Raw genomic sequence first — 24,836 nt, 5'->3', positions numbered from 1 at the left:
CAACTTGGTGGTAGTGACGAATGGCGTGTGTTGTCTGACCTTATTGGATTGGTCGGGCAGCGAAGCTGTTCCAGGAAATAGCTCCACCGTACAAACCGTACCCTAAACCGACACAGGTGGACAGGTAGAGTATACCAAGGCGCTTGAGAGAACGATGCTGAAGGAACTCGGCAAATTACCTCCGTAACTTCGGGAGAAGGAGGCCTCGGACTTGGGCAACCAGGTTCGAGGGGCACAGACCAGGGGGTAGCGACTGTTTATCAAAAACACAGGGCTCTGCGAAGTCGCAAGACGACGTATAGGGTCTGACGCCTGCCCGGTGCCGGAAGGTTAAGAGGAGAGGTGAGAGCCTTGAATCGAAGCCCCGGTAAACGGCGGCCGTAACTATAACGGTCCTAAGGTAGCGAAATTCCTTGTCGGGTAAGTTCCGACCTGCACGAATGGCGTAACGACTTCCCCGCTGTCTCCAGCATCGACTCAGTGAAATTGAATTCCTCGTGAAGATGCGAGGTTCCTGCGGTTAGACGGAAAGACCCCGTGCACCTTTACTATAGCTTTACACTGGCATTCGTGGCAGCATGTGTAGGATAGGTGGTAGGCTTTGAAGCGTGAGCGCCAGCTTGCGTGGAGCCATCCTTGAAATACCACCCTTGCTTCCATGGATGTCTAACCGCGGCTTACGCCCGGGACAGTGTATGGTGGGTAGTTTGACTGGGGCGGTCGCCTCCCAAAGAGTAACGGAGGCGTGCGAAGGTGGGCTCAGACCGGTCGGAAATCGGTCGTCGAGTGCAATGGCATAAGCCCGCCTGACTGCGAGACTGACACGTCGAGCAGAGACGAAAGTCGGCCATAGTGATCCGGTGGTCCCGCGTGGAAGGGCCATCGCTCAACGGATAAAAGGTACGCCGGGGATAACAGGCTGATGACACCCAAGCGTCCATAGCGACGGTGTTGTTTGGCACCTCGATGTCGGCTCATCGCATCCTGGGGCTGGAGCAGGTCCCAAGGGTTTGGCTGTTCGCCAATTAAAGCGGTACGTGAGCTGGGTTCAGAACGTCGTGAGACAGTTTGGTCCCTATCTGCCGTGGGTGTCGGAGAATTGAAAGGATCTGCCCCTAGTACGAGAGGACCGGGGTGGACGTACCTCTTGTGGACCTGTTGTGGCGCCAGCCGCATTGCAGGGTAGCTACGTACGGACGGGATAACCGCTGAAAGCATCTAAGCGGGAAACCCACCTTGAAACGAGTTCTCCCTTGAGAGCCGTTGTAGACGACAACGTTGATAGGCTGGATGTGGAAGCGTAGCGATATGCGTAGCTTACCAGTACTAATAGCTCGATCGGCTTGATCACTCTCATTAACCCATGCCCATCCGCAAGCACGGCGGATGGTCGATGAAGAAAGACCGGCTAATGCCGGACGGGCCTTGCCCGCCAGTTTCACGAATTGAACGTCCTCCGCCGGCCTGGTGGCCTTTGCGAGGGGTCCCCACCCGATCCCATTCCGAACTCGGCCGTTAACCCCCTCCGCGCCAATGGTACTCTGGCTTAAGCCACGGGAGAGTAGGTCGCTGCCAGGCCAGCCGAGCACGTTCAATCCTCTCCACAATCGCAATATAAAAAGCCCTCCGGTGAAAACCGGAGGGCTTTTTGCGTTCTGAAAAAATGAGCGGGGACTGAGTGGCTCCCCGCATCCAGCGCCAGTTTGCGGCTTTCCACTAAAAAGCCGGGGCGTTGCCCCGGCCCTTCGTGCGGCAGCAGTGCCGGTGACTTAGCGGTAGGGGTAGCCGGCCTTTTCCTGCACGGCGGCATAGTCCTTGAAGATCTGCACCACCCGACCCGCGCGGTCGGAGCTGGCTGCAATCTCGTCCCAGAAGCCCTGCGCGTCGCTGTTGACCTGCGCCCACTCTTCCGCCGGAAGCTGGGTCAGCTCCATTGACGTTGCCCCAGAAGTGTCCCCGCTCATAGCTGGACTCTGTTCGTGTTGTGGTCCCATCGGGACCGGGTTGCAAACTCGTTCGGGGTGAGGCCGCCCAGGCTGGTGTGCGGCCTGTCGTGGTTGTAGTCGGTGCGCCATTCCTCAATGATGCGGCGAGCGCCCGGAAGGCTGCGGAAGAGATGCTCGTTGAGGCACTCATCGCGGAAGCGACCGTTCAGGCTCTCTACGAAGCCGTTCTGCATCGGCTTGCCGGGCGCGATGTAGTGCCAATTGACGCGGCGGTCCTCCTGCCATTCGAGGATGGCATGGGAGGTCAGCTCGGTGCCGTTGTCGCTGACGATCGTGAGCGGCTTGCCGCGACTGACGATCAGGCGGTCGAGTTCCCGTGCCACGCGAGCCCCCGACAGTGATGTGTCGACAACGAGCGTCAGGCACTGGCGGGTGAAGTCGTCGAGCACCACCAGCACACGGAAGCGGCGCCCGTCGCTGAGCTGGTCGGAGACAAAGTCGAGGCTCCAGCGCTGGTTTGGTCCTCGCGGCAAGGTCATTGGCGCCCGCGTTCCGATGGCACGTTTTCGGCCGCCGCGCCGTCGTACACTCAGCCTCTCCTCGCGGTATAGGCGGAACAGCTTCTTGTGGTTCACCTCGATACCCTCGCGCCGCAAAAGGATATGCAGCCGCCGATAGCCGAACCGGCGCCGTTCGTTCGCCAGCGTTTTCAGGCGTTGGCGCACCGTCGCATCGTCCGGCCGCTGCGACCGGTAGCGGTAAGTCCTTGGATGCATCCCGATCAGGGCACAGGCGCGCCGCTGGGAATACCCCTTCTTTTCAATCGCCCAACTCACGAAGCCTCTCCGTGCGCTGGGCGTCAGAAGTTTTTTCCCAGAGCGTCCCGCAGCGTCGCCACATCGAGCATCTGTTCGGCGAGAAGCTTCTTCAGGCGGCCGTTCTCATCTTCCAGCGCCTTCAGCCGCCTGGCTTCAGACACTTCCATTCCGCCGTAGCGCTTGCGCCACGTGTAGAACGTCGCGTCGCTGATCCCGTGCTTGCGGCACAGCTCCGACACACCGATCCCCGCGGCATGCTCCTTCAGGACCGCGATGATCTGCTCTTCGCTGAAGCGGCTCTTCTTCATCTCCGTCTCCTTCTGACGGAGTCCAGTTCAGACCGAGGACATTCCAAGGGGCAACGTCATCCTGTTCATGCTCCTGCCAGCATTCGGGATGATGGCCGCCTTCTTTCTCTGGCCGACGCTGTTCAACATATCCAACAGCTTCACCGATCTCAGCCTGCTGGGCCTCCGCGACGGCGGGGAATGGATCGGCTTCGACAATTACATCGAGCTCTTCCGCGACCCCGACTTCCGCAAGGTCGTCTTCAATACGCTGTTCTGGCTGACATTCGTTTCGGTCACACTCCGGCTGGTGCTGGGCTTCGGCCTTGCCGTCTTCATTGAATCGGACCTCGTCCGCCGCCTCAGGCTCACCGTGCCGCTGCGGATGGCAGCGCTCCTGCCGTGGGCGACGCCCGACATCGTCGCGGTGACGGTCTGGAAGCAGATCCTCGATGGTCGTTCGGGCGTGATCAACAACTGGCTGATGGACTGGGGCTTCATTGAAAAGCCCATCGTGTTTCTGGCAAACGCCAGCTACGTCTGGCCGTCGATCATCACCATCATCGTGTGGAACGGCCTTCCGCTGGTGACGCTCACCATGGCCGCGGCCCTTCAGACCGTGCCCAAGGATCTGATCGAGGCGGCGGAGATCGACGGGGCGGGACCCGTGACGCGGTTCTGGCACGTCACCTTCCCGCAGGTCATGCCGGCGCTTCTCGTCCTGGGGCTGCTGACCACGATCTGGACGTTCAACAACTTCATCTATGTCTGGATGTCGACCAGTGCCGGGCCGGGCACATTCTCCAACGTGCTTGCGACCGAAGTCTATTTGCAAGGTTTCGTGAACTTCAAGCTCGGCCTGTCCTCGGCCATCGGCACATTCATGGCCGCGCTCGCCCTCATCTTCGGCATCATCTACTTCCGCAAGGTCGTGCTGAAACGCTTCAGGGATCTGATCTGATGGCCGACACCTGGACCCCCACCGACACCACCCGCCGCAAGCGTGGCCTCGTGCGGCGCCACAGCCCGGTGCGCGCCGGCATCGCGTTGATCGTCGCAGCCGCCACGATCTTCTTCTTCGCCGCGCCCGTCTTCTGGATCTTCTGGGCCTCCTTCAAGCCCAGCGCCTCGCTGATCGGCAATTCCGTCTCCGGCGTCGGCTTCACGTTCGACAATTACGTGACCGTCTGGAAAAGCAGTTTCGGCACGATGATGGTCAACAGCCTGATGATCTGCGGGATCGCCGTGGTCATCTCGACGGTGATTGCCGCCTGCGCCGCCTACGTCATGTCGCGCTACCGCTTTGCATACAAGAAATGGCTGTTCGGAGCGCTCGTGATCACGCAGATCTTCCCGTGGATCATCCTCACAACGCCGCTTTTCATCATGTTTGCGGAGATGGGCCTCATCAACAGCCGCGCCGCAATCGTGTTCTGCTACGTCACCATCACGCTGCCGTTCTCGATCTACCTGATGATCGGCTACCTCGAAGCCGTCCCGAAAGACCTCGACGAAGCGGCGCTGATGGACCGCTGCTCGCGCCTTCAGGTCCTTCGCCACATCGTCCTGCCCTTGATGGCACCGGGGCTCGTCGCCACCGCGACCTATTCGTTCCTGCTGATGTGGACCGAATTCCTGCTGGCCCTCGCGCTTCTCACCAAGACGTCCCTCAAGACGCTGCCGCTCGGCCTTGCGCTGTTCTTCGGCGAGGACACGGTGGACTGGGGCGCGGTCATGGCGGCGTCGGCCCTCACCACGCTTCCTGCCCTCATTCTCTTCCTGCCCGTCCAGTCACGGCTGGTGGCGGGTCTCTCGGCCGGTTCGGTCAAAGGATGACACTGATGCCCGAAACGCCCGCCCTCTACCTCCAGAACATCCAGAAGAGCTTTGGCACCTTCCGCGCGCTGTGCGATCTCGACCTTTCTGTCGAGGCCGGGTCCTTCGTCGCCATCGTCGGCCCGTCCGGTTGCGGCAAGTCCACGCTCCTGCGGATTATTGCCGGGCTCGAAACCGTGTCCGGCGGCGACATCTACCTCGATGGCGAGAATGTCACCGATGCCTCTGCCGGCGAGCGCGGCCTCGCCATGGTTTTCCAGTCCTATGCGCTCTACCCGCACAAGACGGTGCGGCAGAACATGGCCTTCGCGCTGAAGATCGAGAAACGCCCCAAGGCCGAAATCGAACGCCGCGTTGCAGAGGCCGCCCGCGCGCTCCAGCTCGAACAACATCTCGACCGCTATCCCCGCCAACTGTCCGGCGGTCAGCGGCAGCGCGTTGCCATCGGCCGCGCCATCGTGCGCCAGCCCTCCGTGTTCCTGTTCGACGAACCGCTGTCGAACCTCGATGCGAGCCTCCGGGCGGAAACCCGCGTCGAGCTTGCCGAGCTGCACGCGCGGCTGAAGGCCACGATGATCTACGTCACACACGATCAGGTCGAAGCGATGACGCTGGCCGACAAGATCGTCATCCTCAAGGACGGGCGCATCCAGCAGGTCGGCGCCCCCAAGGATCTTTACGAGCGGCCAGCCAACGTCTTCGTCGCCGGCTTCATCGGCTCCCCGAAGATGAACTTCATCGACGGGTCGGTGAGGGGCGGCACCTTCGCGTCGGCCGATCTGACCGTGCCGCTGCCAGGCGAATTTGCGGACGGGCCGGCCACCCTCGGCGTGCGCCCCGAGGCGCTCGAGGTCGCGCGCGATGGCGCTGGTGTCGGCCAGATGCAGGTGAGCATCGCGGAATATCTCGGCGACGAGAGCGTGATCCACGGCCGCCTTGCCGACGGAACGCACCTGACGCTGCGCGAGAAGGGCAGCATCGATGCTGCGAAGGGCGAAACGCTTGCCCTCGCCCTGGAAGACGGCGCCGCCATTCACCTGTTCGGCGCGGAAAATGGCCTGCGGATCGACCCGAAATGACACAAAAACCAAACATCATCCTGATCATCGCTGACGATCACCGCTCTCAGTCGCTTGGCGTGCACGGCGCGGCCGTCGACACCCCGAACCTCGACGCGCTTGCAGCGCGCGGGCTCGATTTCACCAACGCCCACTGCCAGGGCGGCTTCAACGCCGCCGTGTGCGTGCCGTCCCGCGCAAGCCTGATGACAGGGCGTTCGGTGTACGACCTGACGCCGGAGGAAGACCGCACTGCGCCCGATTACAGCGCGGGCCAGATCATCCCGCCGGCGTTTCCGATCCTGCCGGAGCGGTTGCGCGAGGCGGGTTACCGGACCCACGGCATCGGCAAGTGGCACAACGACAAGGCTGCCTTTGCGCGCGGCTTCTCTTCGGCGGAGGCGGTGTTCTTCGGCGGCATGTGCGACCATGACAAGATGATCCTGCAGGACCACGATCCGTCCGGCACCTATGACGAAAGCCGCGCCCGCCACGTGCCCGGCCACTCGACCGACATCTTCCGCGACGCCGCACTGCGGTTCCTGGCCGAGCCCGGCGACGCGCCATATTTCCTCTATGTGGCGATGACAGCACCGCACGACCCGCGCACCCCGCCGGCCGATTTCGCCGTCGATCCCGCAACGGTGGAATTGCCGGCCGCCTACGCGCCGATCCACCCTTTCGACAATGGCGCCACCACCATTCGCGACGAGGAGCTGGAAGCCTTTCCCCGCAGCGAAGACGCGATCCGCCAGCACATTGCAGACTACCACGGCATGATCACCCACCTGGACGATGCGGTCGGCCAGATCGTCGCCGCGGCGGGTGGGGCGGATGCGAACACGGTCGTCGTCTACACGGCCGATCACGGCCTTGCGCTCGGCAACCACGGGCTGATGGGCAAGCAGAACCTCTACGAGCACAGCATCGGCATTCCGCTGCTGATGGCCGGGCCGGAGATGGCGCACGACCAGCGCTCGAACCTCGTGTGGCACGGCGACACCCATGCGACCGTCCTCGGCCTTGCCGGCCTCACACCGGACGCCGGATGCGACGATTGCATCGACCTGCGCAAGCCTGGCGCCACGCGTCCGCTGTTCGGCGCGGTCTACCGCAACACGCAGCGGATGATCCGCGACGATCGCTTCAAATACATCGCCTATCGCCGCGACCTTGCGGAGGCCGACCCCGGCAGCCACACCGAGCAGCTGTTCGACCTTGCCTCCGACCCGCACGAACAGATCAACCTGGCCTTCGTGCCCGAGCACCGCGCCACGCGCGACCGGCTGGCCGCAGCGTTGCGGGACTGGCAGCGGGCGAGGGGGGAATACCCTGCCGATGATGACGCCTGAGCGGCGTCAGGGGTCGGGCTCTCGTAAAAAAAGCGGGGGGCCTGGCGTTCCAGCGATCTCAGGGGAGTGCGAACCGCTCGATGCCGCGGACCCAGGTCAGCCGCGGTGCGCGCGTGCACGGGTGGTTTCGAAACGCTGCGCGACGGCAACGGCACGCAGGTCCGCGCCGGGGAGCGCGACCACGCACAGGCTGGATTGAAGGCCATCTGGCCGAGCAGCGCCCGGTATCGCGATGGCGCACAGGCCGAGCGGATTGGCGAAATAGGTGTAGGTGCCCATGACGGTGTTGCGCGCCATGGGGTCGGCCTGCATTTCCGCAACCGTGTAGAGGCGCGGGACCGTCGGCACCACAAAGCCGTCAAACCCTTCGAGGCACTGGCGAACCACGACCTTCAGTTCGGCGAGGCGGTGGAGCACTTGAAAGGCGTCGCGTGCGGTGTACTGGCGTCCGGCATCGATGGCCTGGCGCACGGGCGGGACGACGGCATCCGGATTGGCGGCGATGAAGTCGCCATAATCGATCAGTCGCTCGGCCACCACCGCGCTGTCGAACACGAGTTTTCCCGCCTCTCGGAACGGCGCGTAGTCGATTTCTGTGACCGCGAACCCGGCTTCCGACAAGGTGGCAAGGTTGGTGTGGTGGGCAGCCTCCGCCACAGCGTCGCCGAAGAAGTCGAGATCGACGGTGCGCGGGGTGGCGAGCGTGGCTTCGGGGGCGAGGGGGCGGGCATCCACCTTGCCCTCGTAGGCGAATGGGTCCAGCGGGTCGGGCACCGCGATGGCGTCGAACACGGCTGCGGCGTCGGCAACTGTCGCCGCGAAGATGGGGATCACGTCGAAGGAGCGGTTGCAGTAGACCATGCCGCGGCCGGAGACGCGGCCCGGCGTCGGCTTCAGGCCGACGATGCCGTTTGCCGCGGCCGGCACCCGCCCTGAGCCGCCGGTGTCGCTGCCAAGCGCGAAGGCGCAGATCCCGCGCGCCACCGCGACGGCAGAGCCCGAACTTGAACCGCCGGGGATGATGGCCGGATCGATCGCGTTGCGGCACAGCGGCTCGAACGCGCGGGTGCCGTTCAGCCCGGTCGCGAACTGGTCCATCGTGTTCTTGCCGATGAGGATTGCACCGGCCTCGATGGCACGGTCCACCGCCGGGGCGTTGGCTTCCGCCACCCGTCCGAAGCCCGGGCAGTTGCTGGTGGAGGCCATGCCCGCCACGTCCACATTGTCCTTCACCGCGAAAGGCAGCCCTGCAAGTGGGAGGTGCGCACCTGAAGCCAGTCGCGCCTCGACCGTTGCGGCCGCCGTTGCAATGTCGGCGGGATCGACGAGCGCGACGAAGACGCCGGGCGCCTCATGCGCGGCGGCACGGGCCGCGGCCGCAACGTCCGCAATGCTGTGGCCCGCGGCGGGACGGTGGCGGGCAAAGCGTGTGTCTGTCATGGGGTGATCCTTGGAGTGGGGTGCGCCAGCGCACCGGCGCCAATGCTCGACCCCAGCGACCCGACCGCGATGACGAGAAGCACGCCGATGGCAATGGCGCGGTAGTGCGCCTGCGGCAGCACCTTGAAGAGGCGGACGCCGAGAAGCGTCCCGGCCAGAACACCCGGCGCCATTGTGGCGGCAATCCGGAGCGTATGCTCTCCCTGGATGCCGCTGGCGAGAGACAGCGCAACGCCAATGGCAGCGCTGAACAGGATGAAATATACCAGCAGGCCGCGCACGTTGGCCGGTGAAAGTGCGCTGCCGAGGAGCACGACAATCGCCGGCGGCCCGCTCATCGCGGCGGCGCCATTGAGGAGGCCGGACGCGAACCCCGCGACGCCGAGCGTGGCACGACCAAGCCCCAGCGGCCGCGCGCGTCTGCGCCAGATGACACCGAGCGAGACGATGACGAGGAGCGCGATGGCAATGCGCATCGGCCCCGCCGGCACTGACACCAGCACCAGGAGGCCAACCGGCGTTCCGATGATCGAGCCCGCCGCCAACGCCCGCAACTTCGGCCAGTCGAGCGAGGCCCGTTCCGCGCGCAGCGAGAACAGCCCTATGGCGAGTTCGTGCAGGAGAACGGCGGGGACCGCGAGCGCCGGCGGCACGACAACGGCCAGCATCGGCACCGCGGCCATTGCAAAGCCGAAGCCGGAATAACCCCGCACCAACCCGCCGACGAACCCCGCCATGGCAATCAGCGCCAGCGACGCACCGCCGTCCAGCATGGCGCTCAAGCCTTCTGCCGCTCGAATGCCTTGAGGCTTTCGACGCGGATGAGATCGAGGCACTGCTGGCGCAGATGCACGAACTCCGCACCGGAAATGGTGGCAGACGTGCGCGGGCGGGGCAGCGGGATCGGAATGTCGGCGATGATTTCGCCGGGGCCGGCGCTGAGGACGATCACGCGGTCCGCCAGATAGACCGCCTCGTCAACGTCGTGGGTCACGAACAGCACGGTGGTGCCGAACTCGCGCCAGATGTCGAGGAGGCTTTCCTGCATCATCACGCGGGTTTGCGAATCGAGCGCGCCGAACGGCTCGTCCATCAACAGGACGCTCGGATAGTTGGCGAGGGCGCGGGCTATGCCGACGCGCTGCTGCATCCCGCCGGACAATTCGCGCGGATAACGGTCGGCGAACTTGGAAAGGCCGATCATTTCGAGGAAATTGCGCGCGACGGACTCGGGCCGCTCGCCCCCGCGCCCGGTCATGCGCGGGCCGAAGGCGATGTTCTGGAGCACGGTCTTCCACGGAAACAGCGAGTATTGCTGGAACACCATGCCCCGATCGGGGCCCGGCCCCATGATCGGAGCCCCGTCGACGGTGATCCGCCCCGACGTTGGCGTCACGAATCCTGCGACCGCGTTCAGAAGCGTCGACTTGCCGGACCCGGACGGGCCGAGCAGGCACACGAACTCACCCGGTCGCACCTCGGTCGATGCATTGCGCACCGCCTCGACGGTGCTGCCGCGCGTCTCGAAGCTGATCGAGACGTTGTCGATCACCACATGGCCCCGGTCGGTGCCGCGGCGGAGGCCCTGGAGGGAGAATTTCTGTTCGCTCATGAACCCTGCCGTCTGTGCCGGCGCATTGCCGGCGATGGGCAGCGCGGCGGGATCGCCGCGCTGCAACACGTCATTTGCCGACGACAGCTTCGAGGTACGAAGGCTTCAGAAAGGCTGCGAACTCCTCGCGCGACAGGGCCTTGGGCAACCGGTCCTGCGACACCAAAAACTCAGCCGTGGCCTCCAGCGTGTCAGCGAACTGGCCAATGTCGCCGGTCGTGCCGAGATATTGCGCGGTGATCTGCTTGTCGCACGGGACCATCTCGGTGCCGTGCATCATCCGCGTGGCATCCTCCAGCGGCAGCGACAATTCTTCGGCGATGATTGCCGCGGTCTCCTTGGGGTTGTCGATCCAGTAGGCGATGCCCTCGCACTCCGCGGCGAGGAACTTCTCGACGTAATCGGGGTACTTGTCGGCAAAATCGTTCATCACCACACCGACGTCCCAGGTGGGATAGCCGCGGCTCGCCATGATGCCGGACGTCATGAAGATGTGGCCGCCGTCCTTCACCGCCTTGTCGAGGTTGGGCTCCCAGTACCAGGCGGCGTCGATGTCACCGCGTGCCCAGGTCACGGCAATGTCGGCGGGGCGCAGGTCGAGGATCTCCATTTCGGCCGGGTCGATCCCCTCGTCGGTCAGCGCCTGCAGGAGGAGATAGTGCGTGGTCGAGCCGAAGGGCGCAGCGATCGTCTTGCCCTTGAGGTCGGCGAGCGACTTGATGTCCTTATCGGTGCGCACCACCATCGCTTCCACATAGTCGAGCATGTTGAGCACCATGATGCCCGTGATATCGAGCCCGCGGGTGACGCCGATTGCGGTCGGCGGATTGCCGAGCCCGCCGAAGTCGACCTGATCGGCAGCGATGGCGCGCAGCATGTCGCCGCCGCCGCCAACCTTGATGTACTCGATCTCGACGCCCGGCATGTGCTTCTGGACGAGGCCGAGATTTTTCGTCACGAGCTGTGCGTTGACGAGATTGAGGAAGCCGACCGTCACCTTGTCCGGCGCGTCCTGCGCCAGCGCAGGGGTCGCGGACAGCATCGTCGCGGCAAGAATGGCAGTTCCGAGACGTATGGTCTTCATGGGGGAAATCCCTTTCAGGAGGTTTGCGAGGGAGGGTGCCGGACGCATCAGCGCGTCCACGGCATGAGCAGGCGGCCGACGCCGCGCATGGCAAGGTCGAGGGCCACGCCGGTGAGGCCCAGAACGATGAGCCCCATGATGACGACGTCGGAGAGGAGGAACTTGGCCGCATCCCAGATCATCCAGCCGATTCCGGCAGTGGCGGCGACAATTTCGGCGGCGACGAGCACGGTGTAGGTGAAGCCGAGCGAGATGCGCATGCCGGCCAGGATGGTGGGCCCCGCGGCGGGCAGGTAGACCTCGAACAGGATTGCCCGCCGCGATGCGCCCAGGACGCGGGCGGCGCGAACATAGACAGGGTCGATCGAGTGGACCGCCTGGATTGTGGTGATGATGATCCCCGGCAACGCCGCAAGAAACAGCAGCGTGAGCTTGGACTCCTCGCCAATGCCGAGCCACATGACGAGCAGCGTATAGAGGCCCAGCGGCGGCAGCGGCCGGTAGAACTCGATCAGCGGGTTGAACAGCGCCATCGCATCGCGTGACGCGCCCATCAGGATGCCGAGCGGAATGCCGACGATGCACGCAATGCCGAACGCCACGAGGATCCGGTAAAGGCTGGTGCCGACATGCTCCAGCAGTGTCGACCCCTGGTAGCCCTTGGTCGCCACCTTCACGAACGCCTGACCCACCGCCACCGGCCCCGGCAGGAACAGGTCGTTGGCGATCCCGGTCTGGGTCACGAACACCCACGCGCCAATCAGCAGCGCGACCGAGAACGAAGAAAGGAGGAGCGCGCGCTTCCTGGGGTTCGTCATTGACGAACCTTCAGAATGTCCATGATCGTCAGCGCATAGATCTGGGCAGCTTTCACCGACTTCTCGATGGAGATCCACTCGTTGTCGGGCGCCCAGCCATCTTCGCCGGGACCGAGGGTGACGGCGTTGATGCCGGCTTCGCGCAAGCGGATCGTATCGTTGAAGGCATTCTTGCGGTTGGGTTCGGGCGTGCCGCCGACGATCCTGCCGTAGGCGCGCGTCAGTGAAACGCAGGGCTCCTCGTCAAGCGGAACCGGCGGTGTCGCTTCCACGAAGAGGGAGCCCGGCACCTGCTTGATGCCGAACGCGATGCGGTTGCTGCCGCCGAAGGCATCGCGCGCGGTCGTCTCGATATCGGCGATCACGCTGGCCATCGTCATGCCCGGCACGATGCCGACCACCGCAAGCGTGATGGTGCAGGTATCCGGCGAGAACTGCATCTCGCCGGCAAGGCCGCCGCGAATACGCACCACGGTCGTGCATGGTGGTGTGTGGCCGGGGAACGGGTCCGCGTCGTGGGTGAACGCCATCTCTTTCAGCGCTGTCAGCAGGGGGGCAGCTTCCACGATCGGGTTGAGCGCAACGTCCGGCCGCCAGATGTGGCTCTTCTCGCCGGAAACGGTGACTTCGACGAGGCAGTGGCCGGAGTTCGCCACCGAGAGGTTCATGCCCCAGCTCTCGCCGGACGTGGCGTCGGGCTCCACCGGGCCGCCCCAGGCTGTCGGTTCCGCGGTGATGGAATAATCCGCCGTCAGCCCGAGTTCCTGCGTCAGCCAGATGGAGCCGAGCGTGCCGTCGCGCTCCTCGTCGACGCAGAAGCAGTAGATGAGGTCGCCCTCGAAGCTGACGCCGGACTCGACAAGGGCCTGCGCGGCGAGGAGGCAGGATGCCATGTTGCCGCGGGTGTCGGATGTGCCGCGGGCATAAAGGCGGTCGCCGTCTCGGGTGGCGGCGTAGGGGTCGAAGCCGGTCTTGTCCCATTTTTCCGGCTCGACCACGGGGTAGGTGTCAAGGTGGTCGTTGATCATCAGCGACGGGCCGGTGCCGGTGCCGCCAAGGCGGCCGACAACGTTGGGTCGGTGGGGCACAGCGGCGGGGGTCTCCACCTGCATCCCGAGCGCTTCGAGCTTGCCGGCAACCATCATCGCGATCGCCTCTTCCTCGCCGCCCGGCAGGTCCGGGTCGAGCGGATTGCCGGCGCGCGGCTGGCCGGTACGGATGAGGTCCGCCGCCAACGCCAGCCACCGCTTCTCGGTGATGCGCGCCAGAACATTGGCTTCGAGTTCGGACAGCGTGGTTTCGGCCAGTAGAGACATGGGCGGGAAAGACTCCAATCAACAAGCCGAACCTTACGTGTTCCCTGTGCTGCAATCTGCTGCTATTAATGCGCGCAACCAACGCAGAAAACGCAACACTCATGCGCAACCTCGCCATTTACCGCTATGTGGACGTGACGGCGCGAGCGGGCTCCATCCGCAAGGCGGCTGAGCTGTTGAGCATCACCCCGTCCTCGCTCAACCGGCGCATCGTCTCGCTGGAGGAAGAGCTGGGCACGCCGCTATTTGAGCGGTTGAGCCGCGGGGTGCGGCTGAACACGGCGGGCGAGCAGGTGGTGCACCTCTTCCGGCAGCATCTTGCGGAGGCGGAGGGCCTGAAAACCTTTGTGGCCGACCTGAGGGGCCAACGCCGGGGGCGCGTTTCGCTGGTGTGCAGCCAGGCGCTGCTGCCAAGTTTCCTGCCGCGGCAGATCCACGATTATCACGCTGTTCATCCAGGCGTGCGCTTTGCGGTGCGGATGGCCGACGGCGAGGCGGCAGAGCGCGCGCTTCTTGGCTACGAGGCTGACCTTGCGCTGGTGTTCGCGCCGCTGCCGCTCAACGATTTCCAGACCATCGCGACCCAGAGCCAGCCGATCCACGTCTTGATGCGCCACGATCATCCGCTTGCCGCAGAGGCGAGTCTGCGCCTGCCGGCGTGTCTTGAGTATCCGATGGCGCTTCCGGCGCGGCCTTACGCCGTGCGCAACCTTCTGGAGAGCGCGGCAGACCGGATCGGCGTGCGCATCGAGGCGACTGTCGAGACGGAGAGCTACATCTTCCTGCGCAACTATGTGGCAATGGGCGAAACGCTGGGGTTCGAGATCAAGCTTGGCCTGCAGGACATTGAGAGCGTCGGCCTCGTCAGCCGACCGCTCGACCTTGGCCCCAACGGTTCTGGTCTCCTGCACGTCGCCCAGCTGCGCGGGCGGACCCTGCCGGTCAGCTCGGCAAAGTTCGCCGACCAGATCACCGCGATCCTGTCCGCCCCCGCAGCGGCCGTGTAGACAGCTGGCTGATCGCCCTCAAGCGCGACGGGCACTTTTGCGCCACCTTGAGGGCAAGAAGTTCGTCGCGCGCTACAGCTACTATTCGCCGGTGCCGACCACCGAGAAGGAGCACCTTTCGTCGGCAGAACTGGCGTTCTGGTACGAGGGACAACCTGCGCATGGCGGCCCGGCATCAAAACCGCCATGCCTGCAAACACGGCAGCGTGGAGGCCTGAAACGCTTTCAGAAACCGGCGATACGCCAAGGCCGGCCGGCTCTCTCCAGAGCGTCGGTGGCGCAATCGCGCAAGAGGTCGCCCGGCAGCAGCGCGCGAGCGGGCCGGGATCCTCCCCATGCGCATTGCAGCGCTCGCCGGTGAACCACACCAGCGGTTCGCGGTAGACCAGCTGCCCGCCGGCAAAGCCGTTCATTCGGCTGGCCAGCGATAGATCGACTTCGCCGCGATGGAGCAACGGCGTCGACAGCCGGGACTGCACGCGCGGAAACTCACGCCGGAAATGGAACAGCGCGTCGGGCAACACGAACGCTGCTGATGGCGTCCGAAGACAGCAGCGCCTGCCCCGACAGCTCCTCTAACCGCAGGAGCTGGAGCGTGATGGCTGGCTGCGTGCGCCCAAGCCGGCAAACGGTCTCCGCCATGCTGCCAGTTTCGGCGATGCAAAGCAGCGAGCGACAGTTTCGAGATCAAACAAGACGGCTGCCATGGCAGCGTAGCCGGCGCGCCAAGCCGTGACCTGGTGCATTCGCCTAATTCTGAAGGCGGGGCTCCGACGCCTGCGAACACCAGCCGCGCGCCGGAACGTGAGCGTGGAAGCTGAACTCGTCGTCATCGGCCAACCGGAACCGAACCCCGCCGCCTCGGGCGCTTGTCAGTTGCCTGCGGCCTTCCTGTCGAGCATATGCATCCAGCGCTCGATTTCGGTCGCAGTGTAGCCGTCGTAAAGTTCCAGCAGCGGAATGCGCGCCTCGGACAGCGCGCGGCGTTTGACCTTGTCGCGGCCCTTGGCGTCCCGCCGGGAGCGCCGCGTCGACCCCCAATGACCCGAACCCTGATACTCTATGACGCCGATGACGTTGAAGCCCGCGTCGCACACCACAAAGTCGGCGCGTTTGGCGTTGACCGAGGCAAATCTGCGAAAGTTCTCGCAGCGGACGAATTCACCGTATGAGACTTGCGGGCAAATCTGCCAGCCCGGACGGGTCGCTTTGGTCAGCCGCGCGAAAAGCTTGGTTTCCGATTTGTTAAGGAGCGTCGTCGCGTAGAATTTCGGCGCGCGCAGGCGGCGAACCAACGCGCGGACCCGGGATCCGACAAGGACGACGCCGAGGCAGATCGCGAACGTGACTGCAAGGTGCAGGGTCATGACATCCATGCGACCCGTTTAATCCACCCGCGCGCTGCCGGCGAGCACGACCCTCCCCCGCTCAGTCGGCAACGCTTGTACGGCACAACTTCTCAAGCCAGCTGTTGACGGGAGCAGGCTGCTCCGGCGGTGGGCATTGGCCGCACCACGGCGCGACGACGGCATCCTCCGCCCCCAAGGGGACCAGCGTCGACACCGATACCGCGCCAGCTTCAGGCCGCGCATCGGCCCGCGTCATGATGGCGTGCTTCTGCCTCTTTTCGGCTTCGAGCCCGATATCGGCCCAGGCGTTGAGGATGGCCTCTCGCGGGGGCGGCGGCCGGATCGGCTCGAAGACACTTGGCGGTTGCCGTGCGGGTGCCCTCGGTCTCCGCAAGGTGGTTTAGCTCATGGCGACAGGCGGTCTGTTCGAGAAGGTCCGTCCGAGCGGACGGGTCAACGATGATGAACCTCTACCAGCTTCCCAGTCGCCACCGAAGCCCTCGAAGCCGATGCAGCCACCCATAGACCATACCGCGAGTTGGAAGCACGACGCGAGCTCTCCAAATCACCGAAACCGGAATCTGGGGTATGGGACTGCTGAACGGATGACCGTGCGGAACGATTACCTCGCGACGGCCACGAAAGCTTTCGCGCTGGGACATTCAGGAGCGCTGATCGGGCTGGAGGCCCGGCAACAGAAAGATCGGAAGGTCTTGGGCGCTCATCTTGCGGATGCGTCTACAAACGCGGGAACGGTGTTGGCGTGGTGGCAGGCCGCCGCGTGGACGGGGGAGCCTTCACGCAGCAAGGGACGCTCAGCCTGCGTCCTCCTGCGGGCAGGCGGCCGGATGCCGGCCTCCGCACCCAAGCTGTTCGGGAGTTGGGAAAGCAACGTCGCCCTGCCGGCGACTGAACTGCCATATCCTGTGGTGGCGCGCGTTGCGATGGGGGGTCTACGGCGCCAATGTTCCGGCGATGCTGCGTGCGATCGTTGCGATCGTCTGATACGGCGCGCAGACCTACCTGGTCTCGACCGAAATGGCCCTCGCGCTGGCGGCGATCATCGGGAAAGGGCGGCAGGCGCGATTTCTCGGCTTGATGCAACCGGACGGGATTGCCCTCGTTGCCGTCTCGGTCATTCAGGTCATTCTCATCTACGCCGGCATGACCGCGACCCGGCGCTTTCTCAACCTTGCTGCGCCTCGTCTCCATCATGATGCTCGCGATTCTGGTTGCATTCTGGTCGATCGGCGGCGGTGCATTCCGGGGCGAACTTGCAACGATCCTCGCCGGAAAGGGTGAGCCGACGGACATCCCCACACACCCCAGCTTTGCCTTGACGGTGGTGGTTCGGGCGGGCATTAATCCATTCCCATCACAATGTCCCTTCAAGGTTGCGTCAGGCAACGGCGCCGCATGGGTCTCTGATCGGAAACTGCACCAAGGCTATTCCCCGGTCTGATCGATCCCAGTTCCGCATAAGATTGATGGCAAGCGATATCTCGATAATTCTGGCGCAGATCGGGCTCTACTATGGAGTCATGCTTGTCCTGTTCCGTTGTCGCCGGTTGCTTGGCGTCGGAACATTCTTTTGTGCACTGTGCGCGCTGACGTTCGCGGAAACATATCTCGCGATGAACGTCTTCGTGACCGCCGGGCCTTTCGTATACACGCCCGGATCGGTTCTGCTGTTTGCCGGAAAGCTGCCGCTTCTCCTCCTCGCTTATATTCGGGAGGATGCCGAGACCGTGCGTCAGCCGATCTACGGCTTGCTCATCGGCAATCTTCTCATCATCGGTCTCCTTGTCCTCATCAGCCGCCAGCCGCCGGCACCGGGGGCCGAGGTCACGACGGCGATGGTCGTCATCGCAAGCTCGGCATGGTTATCGGTGTGGGGCACGTTCCTCCTTTTCGTCGGCTGCATCGCCATGATCATCCTGTACGAAAGGCTGTCGCGTCACCGCAGACTGCCGCTCTACGCGCGCTTGCTCATCAGCACCGGGCTCGTCCTCGTTTTTGACCATCTGGCGTTCTTCGCCGTGCTTGACTTTGCTGTTGGCGTGCCGATCTCGGCCGCTACCGGCAGTCTCGTCGGCAAGATGGTCGCCGCTGTCATTTTTTGCGGTGCGCTCTGGGCCTACCTGCGCTTTGCCGAGCGGGCCGGGCCTCAGGATTCCCAGTCGATCTCCGACGTATTCAACGTGCTCACCTATCGCCAGCGCTTCGAGGCGCTCAACATCGAGAGCCGGACCGACGTTCTCACCGGCGCGCGGAACCGGCTCGCCCTGCGCGACGAGGGCCCGCAATGCGTTGCCGATGCGATCATGGGCGGCTCAGCCCTCGGTCTGCTCGTTATCGACATCGATCACTTCAAGGGCGTCAACGACCAATACGGTCATCTGGTTGGCGATACCGCGCTGCGTTTCCTCACAGAACAGATGAAGGCGACGCTGCGCGATACCGATCGCGTTTACCGCATCGGTGGCGACGAGTTCCTCATCCTGTTGCCCCGCTGCGCGGAGAACGCCTCCGAGGCCGTCGCGGATACCATTCTTGCGGCAGCCCGCACGGCACGCATGCCGATGGCGCCCTACACGCTTTCCATCAGCGTCGGCTGGGCGGACCTTGGCCGGGATGGCTTCTCGCTGGAGGAGCTGACGATGAATGCCGACCGGCGCCTTTACGAAGCCAAGGCCAGCCGAAGCGCCAGAACGACCCAACTCTAGTCGCAGCGACCTCGACCCGTTTGCCTGTTGGCGCTTCAGCTGCGCGGGTCGCGCGGCGGCTGGTCCTCAAGGGCGATGGCTGTGGTCTCTTTCAGGGTTTCCATGGAGAGCATTGAGGTGACGCTGAAAAGGTCCACCTCGGCGACCAGGCGCTTGTAGAAGACGTCGAAGGCCCGTGTGTCTCTCACCCGCACTTTGAGAATGTAGTCGATCTCGCCTGCCAGCCGGTGCGCTTCCTGGATTTCGCCCATGGTCTCGATGGCAGCGGCGAAGCGCTCCAGCCAGTCCCTGGAGTGGCTGGAAGTCTTGATGGTGACGAAAAACACCTCGTCCCGGTCAACGGCCGGGGGCGAGAGGATCGCCACCTGCCGGTCGATCACCCCACGGTCGCGCAACTTGCGGATCCGGCTCCAGACCGGCGACTTGGACGAATTGACCCGCGCGGCAATGGTCTCCACCGGCAGCGTCGCGTCCTCCTGCAGGATTGCGAGTATCCTGCGGTCTAGCTCGTCGATCATGCAATATCCTCCATTGCGCGCGAATCTCGGGATGAAATGAGCCGGCGGCGCGTGAAATAGCGCCTATTGCCTTATTGCGTTCTGCCAATTGCGGCAACTGCAGGAAAACGCCATTTTACGGCCTCAGACGAGGAAGCGTGGAGGGCGCGGGATGGACCACTTCCCGGTATTTTACAGCGTGAAGGGGCGTTCCGTCATCGTGTTCGGCGGGGGCGCGGAAGCCGCAGCCAAGCTGCGCCTCGTGCAGAAGACGTCGGCCAACATCGTCGTGATCGCCGAAGCCTTCGAGCCTGGTGTGATCGACCTTGCCGGCACCACCCCCGTTCTGGCCGACCCGCTTGCAGCGCTGCTGCCGGACAACGTCGCGCTGGCCTATGCCGCCACCGGAGACGCGGCCAAGGATGCCGCCATCGCGCGCCGTCTTCGCACGCTGAACATCACCGTGTGTGCTGCCGACCAGCCTGACGTCAGCGACTTCATCACGCCCGCCATTGTCGACCGCGACCCTGTGATCGTTGCCATCGGCACCGAAGGCACCGCCCCCGTTCTGGCGCGCGAGATCAAGGCTCGCGTGGAGCGGATGCTGCCGTCCGGCCTCGGCCGCATCGCCCGCAAGGCCGGTGCGCTGCGCGAGCATGTGGCCGGCCGGTTTGCCCCCGGCGGCGCCCGCCGCAAGTTCTGGCATGCGCTGTTTGCGCCGGCGCTGGACGGTGCATTCGAGCGCACCGGCTTCGGGCGGGCCGCACGCGAGCTTCTGGCCGCCAACGATACGCCGGAGCAGGGCTTCGTTTCCTTCGTGGGCGCCGGGGCAGGGGGCGCGGACCTTCTGACCGAACGCGCCCGCCAGCGGATCGACCGGGCCGACGTCGTGCTCCACGACGCGCTGGTCGCGCCCGAAATTCTGGAGCTTGCGCGGCGTGAGGCGATCCTCGTCAATGTCGGCAAGCGGGCCGGGCGCCACCAGATGCGGCAGGACGAGATCAACGAGACGATCCTGCACTATGTGCGCGAGGGCCACCGCGTGGTGCGGCTGAAGGGCGGCGACCCTGCCATCTTCGGCCGCCTTGCCGAAGAGCTGGACGCGGTTGGCGCCGAAGGCTTCGGCTTCGAGATTGTCCCCGGTGTCACCGCGGCAAGCGTTGCGGCGGCCAGTGCGCTCGCCCCGCTCACCGAGCGCGGCCAGGCGCAGGAGCTGCGCATTGTCACCGCCCACGGCGCCGGCGGGGAGGACGATGTGGACGCGGTCGACTGGGCGGCGGCCGGGGCCAGCACATCCCCCATCGCCATCTACATGGGCCGCCGCGCGGCGCCCAGGGTGGAAGCGCGGCTTCTGACCGGCGGCCGCGATCCCGCCACGCCCATCATTCTGGTGGAAAGCGCCGGGCGGGCCGAAGAGGTGCGCGTTCACGCAACCCTCGCCACCATGTCCAGCGCGGTCGGGACGCTCCCCGGCACCGGGCCGCTGATGATCCTTCTGGCCATGCGCTCGCGCGAGATTGCGCACCCGGCAGAAACGCGCGCACCCGGCGCCGTTCGCACCCCGAAATCACTCCTGCAACTGGAGGCCGCGTGATGGCCAAGCTCAAGCCGAACTCGACCGCCATCCTGACGGCGAACGACCTCCTCACCGGCACCATCGTCTACTGGACGGGCACCAGCTGGTCCCGTGCGCTGGACGATGCCAAGCGTGCCACGGACGGCGATGCCCACGGTGTGCTGGAAGCCATCGGCCGCGCCGAAGAGGCGGTCGACAATGTGGTCGGCGCCTACCTCGTCGTGCTCGACTCGTTGACCGGCAAGCCCATCGCGCTGCGCGAACGCCAGCGCTGGTTCGGCCCTTCCGTTGCCCTTCCGACCACACCGGCCCACTAGGCTTATTGCGATGTATCAATATGATGGACACGATCAGGCGTTCGTGCGCGCTCGGGCCGCAGAATTCCGCGATCAGGTGGAGCGCCGCGTCGCCGGTCAGCTCACAGAGGACGAGTTCAAGCCGCTCCGGCTGAAGAACGGCCTTTATCTCCAGCTTCACGCCTACATGCTCAGGGTCGCCATTCCCTACGGCACGCTTTCGGCCGACCAGATGCGCACCCTCGCGCTGCTGGCCGACAGGTACGACCGCGGCTACGGCCATTTCACCACGCGCCAGAACATCCAGTACAACTGGACCAGGCTGGAAGACGTGCCGGCGATGATGGACATTCTGGCCGACGCGCAGATGCACGCCATCCAGACGTCGGGCAACTGCATCCGCAATGTCACCAGCGATGCGTTTGCGGGCGCTGCCGGTGACGAGGACGTGGACCCGCGGCCCACCGCAGAACTCCTGCGCCAGTGGTCCTCGCTCCACCCCGAATTCGCCTACCTGCCGCGCAAGTTCAAGTTCGCGGTGATCGGTGCGGCGGACGACCGTGCGGCCATGAAATTCCACGACATTGGCGTGCGCGCCCACCGCGGCGAAGACGGCCGCCCGCGCTACGACATCTGGGTTGGCGGTGGGCAGGGCCGCACGCCGCGCGTCGGCGTGCTGTTCGAGGCGGATGTGCCGTTCGAGCGGTTCCTGCCGACGCTGGACTCCATGCTGCGCGTCTACAACCTCGCCGGCCGGCGGGACAACAAGTACAAGGCGCGCATCAAGATCCTGGTTGCCGAGATGGGGCTGGACGATTACCGCGCCGCCGTTCACGCCGACATGGCCACGCGCGACGCATCACAGTTCGATCTCGCCGGTCCGGAATATGACCGGATCGCCGCCCAGTTTTCGGTCCTCCCGATCGAGCCGGTGGCGGCGGCCCGCATCGAGGCAGAGGGCGCGTTCGCGGCATGGCTCGACCGCAATGTCATCGCGCACAAGGTCGAAGGCCACGCCGTTGTGTCGATCTCCCTCAAGGGCGCCGGCGACATCCCCGGCGATGCAACCGCTGCGCAGATGCGTGCCGTGGCGGACCTTGCAGACCGGCACTCCGCCTCCGAGATCCGCGTCACGCACCGCCAGAATCTCGTGCTGCCCCATGTGCCGCAGACGTCGCTGCGCACGGTGTACGACGCGCTGGTCGAGATTGGCCTTGCCACCGGCAATATCGGCCTCACGAGCGACATCATCGCTTGCCCCGGGCTCGATTATTGCGCGCTCGCCACCGCCCGCTCGATCCCCATCGCGCAGGCGCTGTCCACGGTGATGCGCCAGCGCGAGGCAAAGGCGGTTGCCGAAGGGCGGAACCCGGCGGGGCCGACGCTCAACATCTCCGGCTGCATCAACGCCTGCGGCCACCACCATGCGGCCAACATCGGCATCCTCGGCCTCAACAAGGCCGAGCAGGAAACATACCAGATCACGCTGGGCGGCCGCGCCGATGCGGATGCCGCCATCGGTGACGTGCTGGGGCCGGGCTTTACCGCCGAGGAAGTGCCGGACGCCGTCGCCCGGATCATCGACGTGTGGGAGATGGTGCGGGACGGCGGCGAGAGCTTTGCCGATACCTATGCGCGGCTCGGCAAGGCACCATTCAAGGCTGCCGTCTACGAGGAGTCCATTCATGTGGCAGCTTGACGCCGACGGCACGCTCACATCGGGCGCATCGCCGGACACCAACATCGTCATCGACGCTGCGGAGCCGTTGGAGGGCGTTCCAGACGCGCGCGCGGCTGCTGTCCTGTTCGGCGGGACGGCCGATGGGCGCGGCTTCTCCGTTGCCCGCCAGCTCCGTGCGCGCGGGTACGATGGGCGGCTCATTGCCACCGGCCCGCTGATTCCCGATCAGGCGCGCCACTGCTTCCAATCCGGCTTCGATGCCATCGCCATTTCCGATGACCGCATCGACCGGCACGGCGAAGGCGCCTGGCGCGACGCCATCAACCATTCCGTCCGCGACCTTTACGTGGCGGACCGCACCAGTCGCGGCGCTGAGCGCGGCATCTGGGCTCTGAGGCAGCAATCATGACCACTGCACCCCGCCCCAAGGCCCCGGCGCCGCTGGGCGAAACCGTCCTGTCGGTCAAGCACTATACGGACAGCCTGTTTTCGTTCCGAACCGCGCGTCCGGCCGGCTTCCGGTTCCGCTCCGGCGAATTTGCCATGCTCGGGCTGATGCAGGAGAGCGGCAAGCCGCTCCTGCGCGCCTATTCCATCGCCAGCCCCAACTGGGACGACGCGCTGGAGTTCTACTCCATCAAGGTGCCGAACGGCCCGCTCACCTCGCGTCTGGCGAAAATCGTGCCCGGTGACGAGATCATTCTCAAGCCGCGGCCCACCGGCACGCTGGTGGCCGATGCACTGATCCCCGGCGGAACGCTGTGGCTGGTTTCAACCGGCACCGGCATTGCGCCGTTCGCCTCCATCGTGCGCGATCCCGAAATCTATGAGCGGTTCGACCGGATCATCCTGACCCAGACCTGCCGCACCCGTGCAGAACTGCAATACGGCAACGATATAGTCGCCGAGACATTGAACCACGAGCTGCTCGGCGAAATCGTGGCGGGCAAGCTTGCCCACATCACTTCCGTCACGCGTGAGCCCACCGGCGGGCTTGCGGGGCGGGTGACGAACCTCATCGAAAGCGGCGCGCTGTTTGATGCGGCGGGCACGCCGCCGTGGTCGCCGGAGCGGGACAGGGTGATGATCTGCGGGTCCGCCGCAATGATTGCCGATACCAAGGCGCTGTGCGAGCGGGCCGGCCTCACCGAAGGCTCGAACGCGAAACCCGGCCTGTTTGTGGTGGAGAAGGCCTTTGTCGGCTGAGCGTCATGCTCCGCTGATAAAGCCCCGCCCATAGGAGTGGAACCGATGCTCGACATTCCCGGCCGCACAAGTTCAGCCGTTGGCGCGCTTGACCGCATGTTCGGCGCGCTGCCGCCGAAGGACGTGCTCGCGCTTTCCATCCGCGATCTCTTTCCGGGCCGGATTGCGGTGGTGTCGTCGTTCGGCGCCGACTCCATTGCGCTCCTCAACCTTGTGGCAGAGGTCGATCCGTCGACGCCGGTGCTGTTTCTGGAAACCGGCAAGCACTTCGAGGCGACGCTGCGTTACCGGGACATGGTTGCCGAAAAGCTTGGCCTTACCAATGTGATCGACCTTGTGCCGTCCGCCGAAGCACTGGCGCAGAAGGATCCCGACGGTCTCCTCCACGCCCGCGAGCCTGATGCCTGCTGTGCCATCCGCAAGGTGGCGCCGCTTTATGAAGCGCTGTCCGGCTACGATGCGTGGATCACCGGCCGCCGCCGCGACCAGACCTTCCTGCGCAACAGGATGGAAGTGTTCGAGGCCGATGGCGCGCGCACGAAGATCAATCCGCTGGCCGACTGGTCGCAGGACGATATCGACACCTACATCTGGCGGCTCGAATTGCCGCGCAATCCGCTGGTGGACGAGTCCTATGCGTCCATCGGCTGTGCGCCCTGCACGGCGAAGGTCGCGCCGGGCGAGGATGTTCGCGCGGGACGCTGGCGCGGCACCGACAAGATCGAGTGCGGCATCCACGGCGCAACGTGACAGCCGGCTGAGCCGGTCCGGGCGTCTGCGCTTTCCTGCCGAAAGCCGATCTTTGCCGACAGGGGTTGGCGCGAGATCATGCTTGCCCACGAAAAAGCCCGCCTCCTGAAAGAAGGCGGGCCGCTTCGACTGAAAAACTGAAGTTGAAAATCGTTTTCTGAAAAGCACCGCGCTCATCAGC

24 protein-coding genes and 2 rRNA genes (1 of these 26 only partly in view) are annotated in these 24,836 nt (G+C 64.9%); 15 read left to right on the top strand and 11 right to left on the bottom strand.

Going from position 1 to position 24,836, the window contains the following annotated elements:
- Both RDV64_RS06380 and rrf read left to right on the top strand, forming a co-directional pair.
- Positions 1 to 1,351 (top strand): 23S ribosomal RNA (locus RDV64_RS06380) (it extends 1,360 nt beyond the left edge of the window).
- Between the two features lie 112 nt (positions 1,352 to 1,463).
- Positions 1,464 to 1,578 (top strand): 5S ribosomal RNA (gene rrf / locus RDV64_RS06375).
- 191 nt (positions 1,579 to 1,769) lie between these two features.
- On the opposite strand, the gene RDV64_RS06370 is transcribed toward rrf, so the two are convergent.
- Positions 1,770 to 1,934 carry a hypothetical protein gene (locus RDV64_RS06370; RefSeq protein WP_309198434.1) on the bottom strand — a complete coding sequence of 55 codons (165 nt, stop codon included), beginning with the start codon at positions 1,932 to 1,934 and terminating at the stop codon, positions 1,770 to 1,772.
- A 26-nt stretch (positions 1,935 to 1,960) separates the two neighbouring features.
- Positions 1,961 to 3,072, bottom strand: a protein-coding gene (locus RDV64_RS06365) for an IS3 family transposase (RefSeq protein WP_309195819.1) whose coding sequence is annotated in 2 segments (ribosomal slippage) — positions 1,961 to 2,823 and positions 2,823 to 3,072 — 1,113 coding nt in all. Because the reading frame shifts where the segments join, the coding sequence is not laid out codon by codon here.
- Positions 3,073 to 3,139: 67 nt separating this feature from the next.
- Between RDV64_RS06365 and RDV64_RS06360 the strand changes: the two genes are divergently transcribed.
- Genes RDV64_RS06360 through RDV64_RS06345 form a run of 4 tightly spaced genes read left to right on the top strand, consistent with a single transcriptional unit; the run spans position 3,140 to position 7,297 of the window.
- The gene (locus tag RDV64_RS06360) at positions 3,140 to 4,012 is read left to right on the top strand and encodes a sugar ABC transporter permease (RefSeq protein WP_309198433.1); all 873 of its coding nucleotides are present in this window, start codon (positions 3,140 to 3,142) and stop codon (positions 4,010 to 4,012) included.
- Positions 4,012 to 4,887, top strand: coding sequence for a carbohydrate ABC transporter permease (locus RDV64_RS06355; protein ID WP_309198432.1), 876 nt, complete (start codon positions 4,012 to 4,014; stop codon positions 4,885 to 4,887). The genes RDV64_RS06360 and RDV64_RS06355 overlap by 1 nt, the downstream gene beginning before the upstream one ends.
- Before the next feature lie 5 nt (positions 4,888 to 4,892).
- Positions 4,893 to 5,966, top strand: coding sequence for a sn-glycerol-3-phosphate ABC transporter ATP-binding protein UgpC (locus RDV64_RS06350; protein ID WP_309198431.1), 1,074 nt, complete (start codon positions 4,893 to 4,895; stop codon positions 5,964 to 5,966).
- The gene (locus RDV64_RS06345) at positions 5,963 to 7,297 is read left to right on the top strand and encodes a sulfatase-like hydrolase/transferase (RefSeq protein WP_309198430.1); all 1,335 of its coding nucleotides are present in this window, start codon (positions 5,963 to 5,965) and stop codon (positions 7,295 to 7,297) included. The genes RDV64_RS06350 and RDV64_RS06345 overlap by 4 nt, the downstream gene beginning before the upstream one ends.
- Before the next feature lie 96 nt (positions 7,298 to 7,393).
- Here RDV64_RS06345 and RDV64_RS06340 read toward each other — a convergent pair whose 3' ends face one another.
- Genes RDV64_RS06340 through RDV64_RS06315 form a run of 6 tightly spaced genes read right to left on the bottom strand, consistent with a single transcriptional unit; the run spans position 7,394 to position 13,567 of the window.
- The gene (locus RDV64_RS06340; protein WP_309198429.1) at positions 7,394 to 8,737 is read right to left on the bottom strand and encodes an amidase family protein; all 1,344 of its coding nucleotides are present in this window, start codon (positions 8,735 to 8,737) and stop codon (positions 7,394 to 7,396) included.
- A complete protein-coding gene (locus RDV64_RS06335; protein WP_309199443.1) occupies positions 8,734 to 9,510 on the bottom strand; it encodes a sulfite exporter TauE/SafE family protein in 777 nt (258 codons plus the stop codon). The genes RDV64_RS06340 and RDV64_RS06335 overlap by 4 nt, the downstream gene beginning before the upstream one ends.
- A gap of 5 nt (positions 9,511 to 9,515) precedes the next feature.
- The gene (locus RDV64_RS06330; protein WP_309198428.1) at positions 9,516 to 10,418 is read right to left on the bottom strand and encodes an ABC transporter ATP-binding protein; all 903 of its coding nucleotides are present in this window, start codon (positions 10,416 to 10,418) and stop codon (positions 9,516 to 9,518) included.
- Position 10,419: 1 nt separating this feature from the next.
- Positions 10,420 to 11,433 carry an ABC transporter substrate-binding protein gene (locus RDV64_RS06325; protein WP_309198427.1) on the bottom strand — a complete coding sequence of 338 codons (1,014 nt, stop codon included), beginning with the start codon at positions 11,431 to 11,433 and terminating at the stop codon, positions 10,420 to 10,422.
- Between the two features lie 47 nt (positions 11,434 to 11,480).
- Positions 11,481 to 12,251, bottom strand: coding sequence for an ABC transporter permease (locus RDV64_RS06320; RefSeq protein ID WP_309198426.1), 771 nt, complete (start codon positions 12,249 to 12,251; stop codon positions 11,481 to 11,483).
- Positions 12,248 to 13,567, bottom strand: coding sequence for a M20 family metallopeptidase (locus tag RDV64_RS06315; protein WP_309198425.1), 1,320 nt, complete (start codon positions 13,565 to 13,567; stop codon positions 12,248 to 12,250). The genes RDV64_RS06320 and RDV64_RS06315 overlap by 4 nt, the downstream gene beginning before the upstream one ends.
- Before the next feature lie 101 nt (positions 13,568 to 13,668).
- On the opposite strand from RDV64_RS06315, the gene RDV64_RS06310 reads away from it, so the two are divergent.
- Complete coding sequence (locus RDV64_RS06310; protein WP_309198424.1) at positions 13,669 to 14,574, top strand: LysR family transcriptional regulator; 906 nt, start codon at positions 13,669 to 13,671, stop codon at positions 14,572 to 14,574.
- Between the two features lie 489 nt (positions 14,575 to 15,063).
- Here the strand turns inward: RDV64_RS06310 and RDV64_RS06305 are convergent, their stop codons facing one another.
- A complete protein-coding gene (locus tag RDV64_RS06305; protein ID WP_309198423.1) occupies positions 15,064 to 15,216 on the bottom strand; it encodes a hypothetical protein in 153 nt (50 codons plus the stop codon).
- 230 nt (positions 15,217 to 15,446) lie between these two features.
- Positions 15,447 to 15,950: a DUF2726 domain-containing protein gene (locus RDV64_RS06300; RefSeq protein ID WP_309198422.1), complete on the bottom strand. Its 504-nt coding sequence runs from the start codon at positions 15,948 to 15,950 to the stop codon at positions 15,447 to 15,449.
- A gap of 1,165 nt (positions 15,951 to 17,115) precedes the next feature.
- On the opposite strand from RDV64_RS06300, the gene RDV64_RS06295 reads away from it, so the two are divergent.
- Together RDV64_RS06295 and RDV64_RS06290 are read left to right on the top strand one after the other, a co-directional pair.
- The gene (locus RDV64_RS06295) at positions 17,116 to 17,385 is read left to right on the top strand and encodes a hypothetical protein (RefSeq protein WP_309198421.1); all 270 of its coding nucleotides are present in this window, start codon (positions 17,116 to 17,118) and stop codon (positions 17,383 to 17,385) included.
- 25 nt (positions 17,386 to 17,410) lie between these two features.
- Positions 17,411 to 18,649, top strand: coding sequence for a diguanylate cyclase (locus RDV64_RS06290; RefSeq protein WP_375143793.1), 1,239 nt, complete (start codon positions 17,411 to 17,413; stop codon positions 18,647 to 18,649).
- Positions 18,650 to 18,684: 35 nt separating this feature from the next.
- Here the strand turns inward: RDV64_RS06290 and RDV64_RS06285 are convergent, their stop codons facing one another.
- Positions 18,685 to 19,167 (bottom strand): Lrp/AsnC family transcriptional regulator, encoded by a 483-nt coding sequence (locus tag RDV64_RS06285; RefSeq protein WP_309198419.1) that lies wholly within the window; start codon positions 19,165 to 19,167, stop codon positions 18,685 to 18,687.
- Between the two features lie 151 nt (positions 19,168 to 19,318).
- On the opposite strand from RDV64_RS06285, the gene cysG reads away from it, so the two are divergent.
- The 6 genes from cysG to RDV64_RS06255 are packed head-to-tail and all read left to right on the top strand — an operon-like array spanning position 19,319 to position 24,655.
- On the top strand, positions 19,319 to 20,740 hold the full coding sequence (gene cysG, locus RDV64_RS06280; protein WP_309198418.1) for a siroheme synthase CysG: 1,422 nt from the start codon (positions 19,319 to 19,321) through the stop codon (positions 20,738 to 20,740).
- A complete protein-coding gene (locus RDV64_RS06275) occupies positions 20,740 to 21,039 on the top strand; it encodes a DUF2849 domain-containing protein (RefSeq protein WP_309198417.1) in 300 nt (99 codons plus the stop codon). The genes cysG and RDV64_RS06275 overlap by 1 nt, the downstream gene beginning before the upstream one ends.
- A gap of 10 nt (positions 21,040 to 21,049) precedes the next feature.
- Positions 21,050 to 22,717: a nitrite/sulfite reductase gene (locus tag RDV64_RS06270; protein WP_309198416.1), complete on the top strand. Its 1,668-nt coding sequence runs from the start codon at positions 21,050 to 21,052 to the stop codon at positions 22,715 to 22,717.
- Entirely contained in the window at positions 22,704 to 23,108 is a 405-nt protein-coding gene (locus RDV64_RS06265) for a DUF934 domain-containing protein (RefSeq protein WP_309198415.1), read from the top strand. The genes RDV64_RS06270 and RDV64_RS06265 overlap by 14 nt, the downstream gene beginning before the upstream one ends.
- A complete protein-coding gene (locus tag RDV64_RS06260; RefSeq protein ID WP_309198414.1) occupies positions 23,105 to 23,905 on the top strand; it encodes a ferredoxin--NADP reductase in 801 nt (266 codons plus the stop codon). The genes RDV64_RS06265 and RDV64_RS06260 overlap by 4 nt, the downstream gene beginning before the upstream one ends.
- A gap of 45 nt (positions 23,906 to 23,950) precedes the next feature.
- Positions 23,951 to 24,655, top strand: a complete 705-nt coding sequence (locus tag RDV64_RS06255; protein WP_309198413.1) for a phosphoadenylyl-sulfate reductase — start codon at positions 23,951 to 23,953, stop codon at positions 24,653 to 24,655.
- The last annotated feature ends 181 nt before the right edge of the window (positions 24,656 to 24,836 follow it).

Source organism: Acuticoccus sp. MNP-M23, assembly GCF_031195445.1.
GTDB lineage: Bacteria > Pseudomonadota > Alphaproteobacteria > Rhizobiales > Amorphaceae > Acuticoccus.
The sequence above is the reverse complement of the archived record's forward strand: the minus strand, read 5'-3'. Positions and strand labels throughout refer to the sequence as shown.

What these genes read in the sequence shown, in the direction of transcription:
- RDV64_RS06325 (WP_309198427.1), bottom strand. Translation starts at nt 11,433, where the DNA reads ATGAAGACCATACGTCTCGGAACTGCCATTCTTGCCGCGACGATGCTG.
- RDV64_RS06335 (WP_309199443.1), bottom strand. Translation starts at nt 9,510, where the DNA reads ATGCTGGACGGCGGTGCGTCGCTGGCGCTGATTGCCATGGCGGGGTTC.
- RDV64_RS06300 (WP_309198422.1), bottom strand. Translation starts at nt 15,950, where the DNA reads ATGGATGTCATGACCCTGCACCTTGCAGTCACGTTCGCGATCTGCCTC.
- RDV64_RS06255 (WP_309198413.1), top strand. Translation starts at nt 23,951, where the DNA reads ATGCTCGACATTCCCGGCCGCACAAGTTCAGCCGTTGGCGCGCTTGAC.
- RDV64_RS06260 (WP_309198414.1), top strand. Translation starts at nt 23,105, where the DNA reads ATGACCACTGCACCCCGCCCCAAGGCCCCGGCGCCGCTGGGCGAAACC.
- RDV64_RS06275 (WP_309198417.1), top strand. Translation starts at nt 20,740, where the DNA reads ATGGCCAAGCTCAAGCCGAACTCGACCGCCATCCTGACGGCGAACGAC.
- RDV64_RS06315 (WP_309198425.1), bottom strand. Translation starts at nt 13,567, where the DNA reads ATGTCTCTACTGGCCGAAACCACGCTGTCCGAACTCGAAGCCAATGTT.
- RDV64_RS06265 (WP_309198415.1), top strand. Translation starts at nt 22,704, where the DNA reads ATGTGGCAGCTTGACGCCGACGGCACGCTCACATCGGGCGCATCGCCG.
- RDV64_RS06270 (WP_309198416.1), top strand. Translation starts at nt 21,050, where the DNA reads ATGTATCAATATGATGGACACGATCAGGCGTTCGTGCGCGCTCGGGCC.
- RDV64_RS06350 (WP_309198431.1), top strand. Translation starts at nt 4,893, where the DNA reads ATGCCCGAAACGCCCGCCCTCTACCTCCAGAACATCCAGAAGAGCTTT.
- RDV64_RS06310 (WP_309198424.1), top strand. Translation starts at nt 13,669, where the DNA reads ATGCGCAACCTCGCCATTTACCGCTATGTGGACGTGACGGCGCGAGCG.
- cysG (WP_309198418.1), top strand. Translation starts at nt 19,319, where the DNA reads ATGGACCACTTCCCGGTATTTTACAGCGTGAAGGGGCGTTCCGTCATC.
- RDV64_RS06285 (WP_309198419.1), bottom strand. Translation starts at nt 19,167, where the DNA reads ATGATCGACGAGCTAGACCGCAGGATACTCGCAATCCTGCAGGAGGAC.
- RDV64_RS06355 (WP_309198432.1), top strand. Translation starts at nt 4,012, where the DNA reads ATGGCCGACACCTGGACCCCCACCGACACCACCCGCCGCAAGCGTGGC.
- RDV64_RS06320 (WP_309198426.1), bottom strand. Translation starts at nt 12,251, where the DNA reads ATGACGAACCCCAGGAAGCGCGCGCTCCTCCTTTCTTCGTTCTCGGTC.
- RDV64_RS06340 (WP_309198429.1), bottom strand. Translation starts at nt 8,737, where the DNA reads ATGACAGACACACGCTTTGCCCGCCACCGTCCCGCCGCGGGCCACAGC.
- RDV64_RS06345 (WP_309198430.1), top strand. Translation starts at nt 5,963, where the DNA reads ATGACACAAAAACCAAACATCATCCTGATCATCGCTGACGATCACCGC.
- RDV64_RS06360 (WP_309198433.1), top strand. Translation starts at nt 3,140, where the DNA reads ATGCTCCTGCCAGCATTCGGGATGATGGCCGCCTTCTTTCTCTGGCCG.
- RDV64_RS06305 (WP_309198423.1), bottom strand. Translation starts at nt 15,216, where the DNA reads ATGGCGGAGACCGTTTGCCGGCTTGGGCGCACGCAGCCAGCCATCACG.
- RDV64_RS06370 (WP_309198434.1), bottom strand. Translation starts at nt 1,934, where the DNA reads ATGGAGCTGACCCAGCTTCCGGCGGAAGAGTGGGCGCAGGTCAACAGC.
- RDV64_RS06290 (WP_375143793.1), top strand. Translation starts at nt 17,411, where the DNA reads ATGGCAAGCGATATCTCGATAATTCTGGCGCAGATCGGGCTCTACTAT.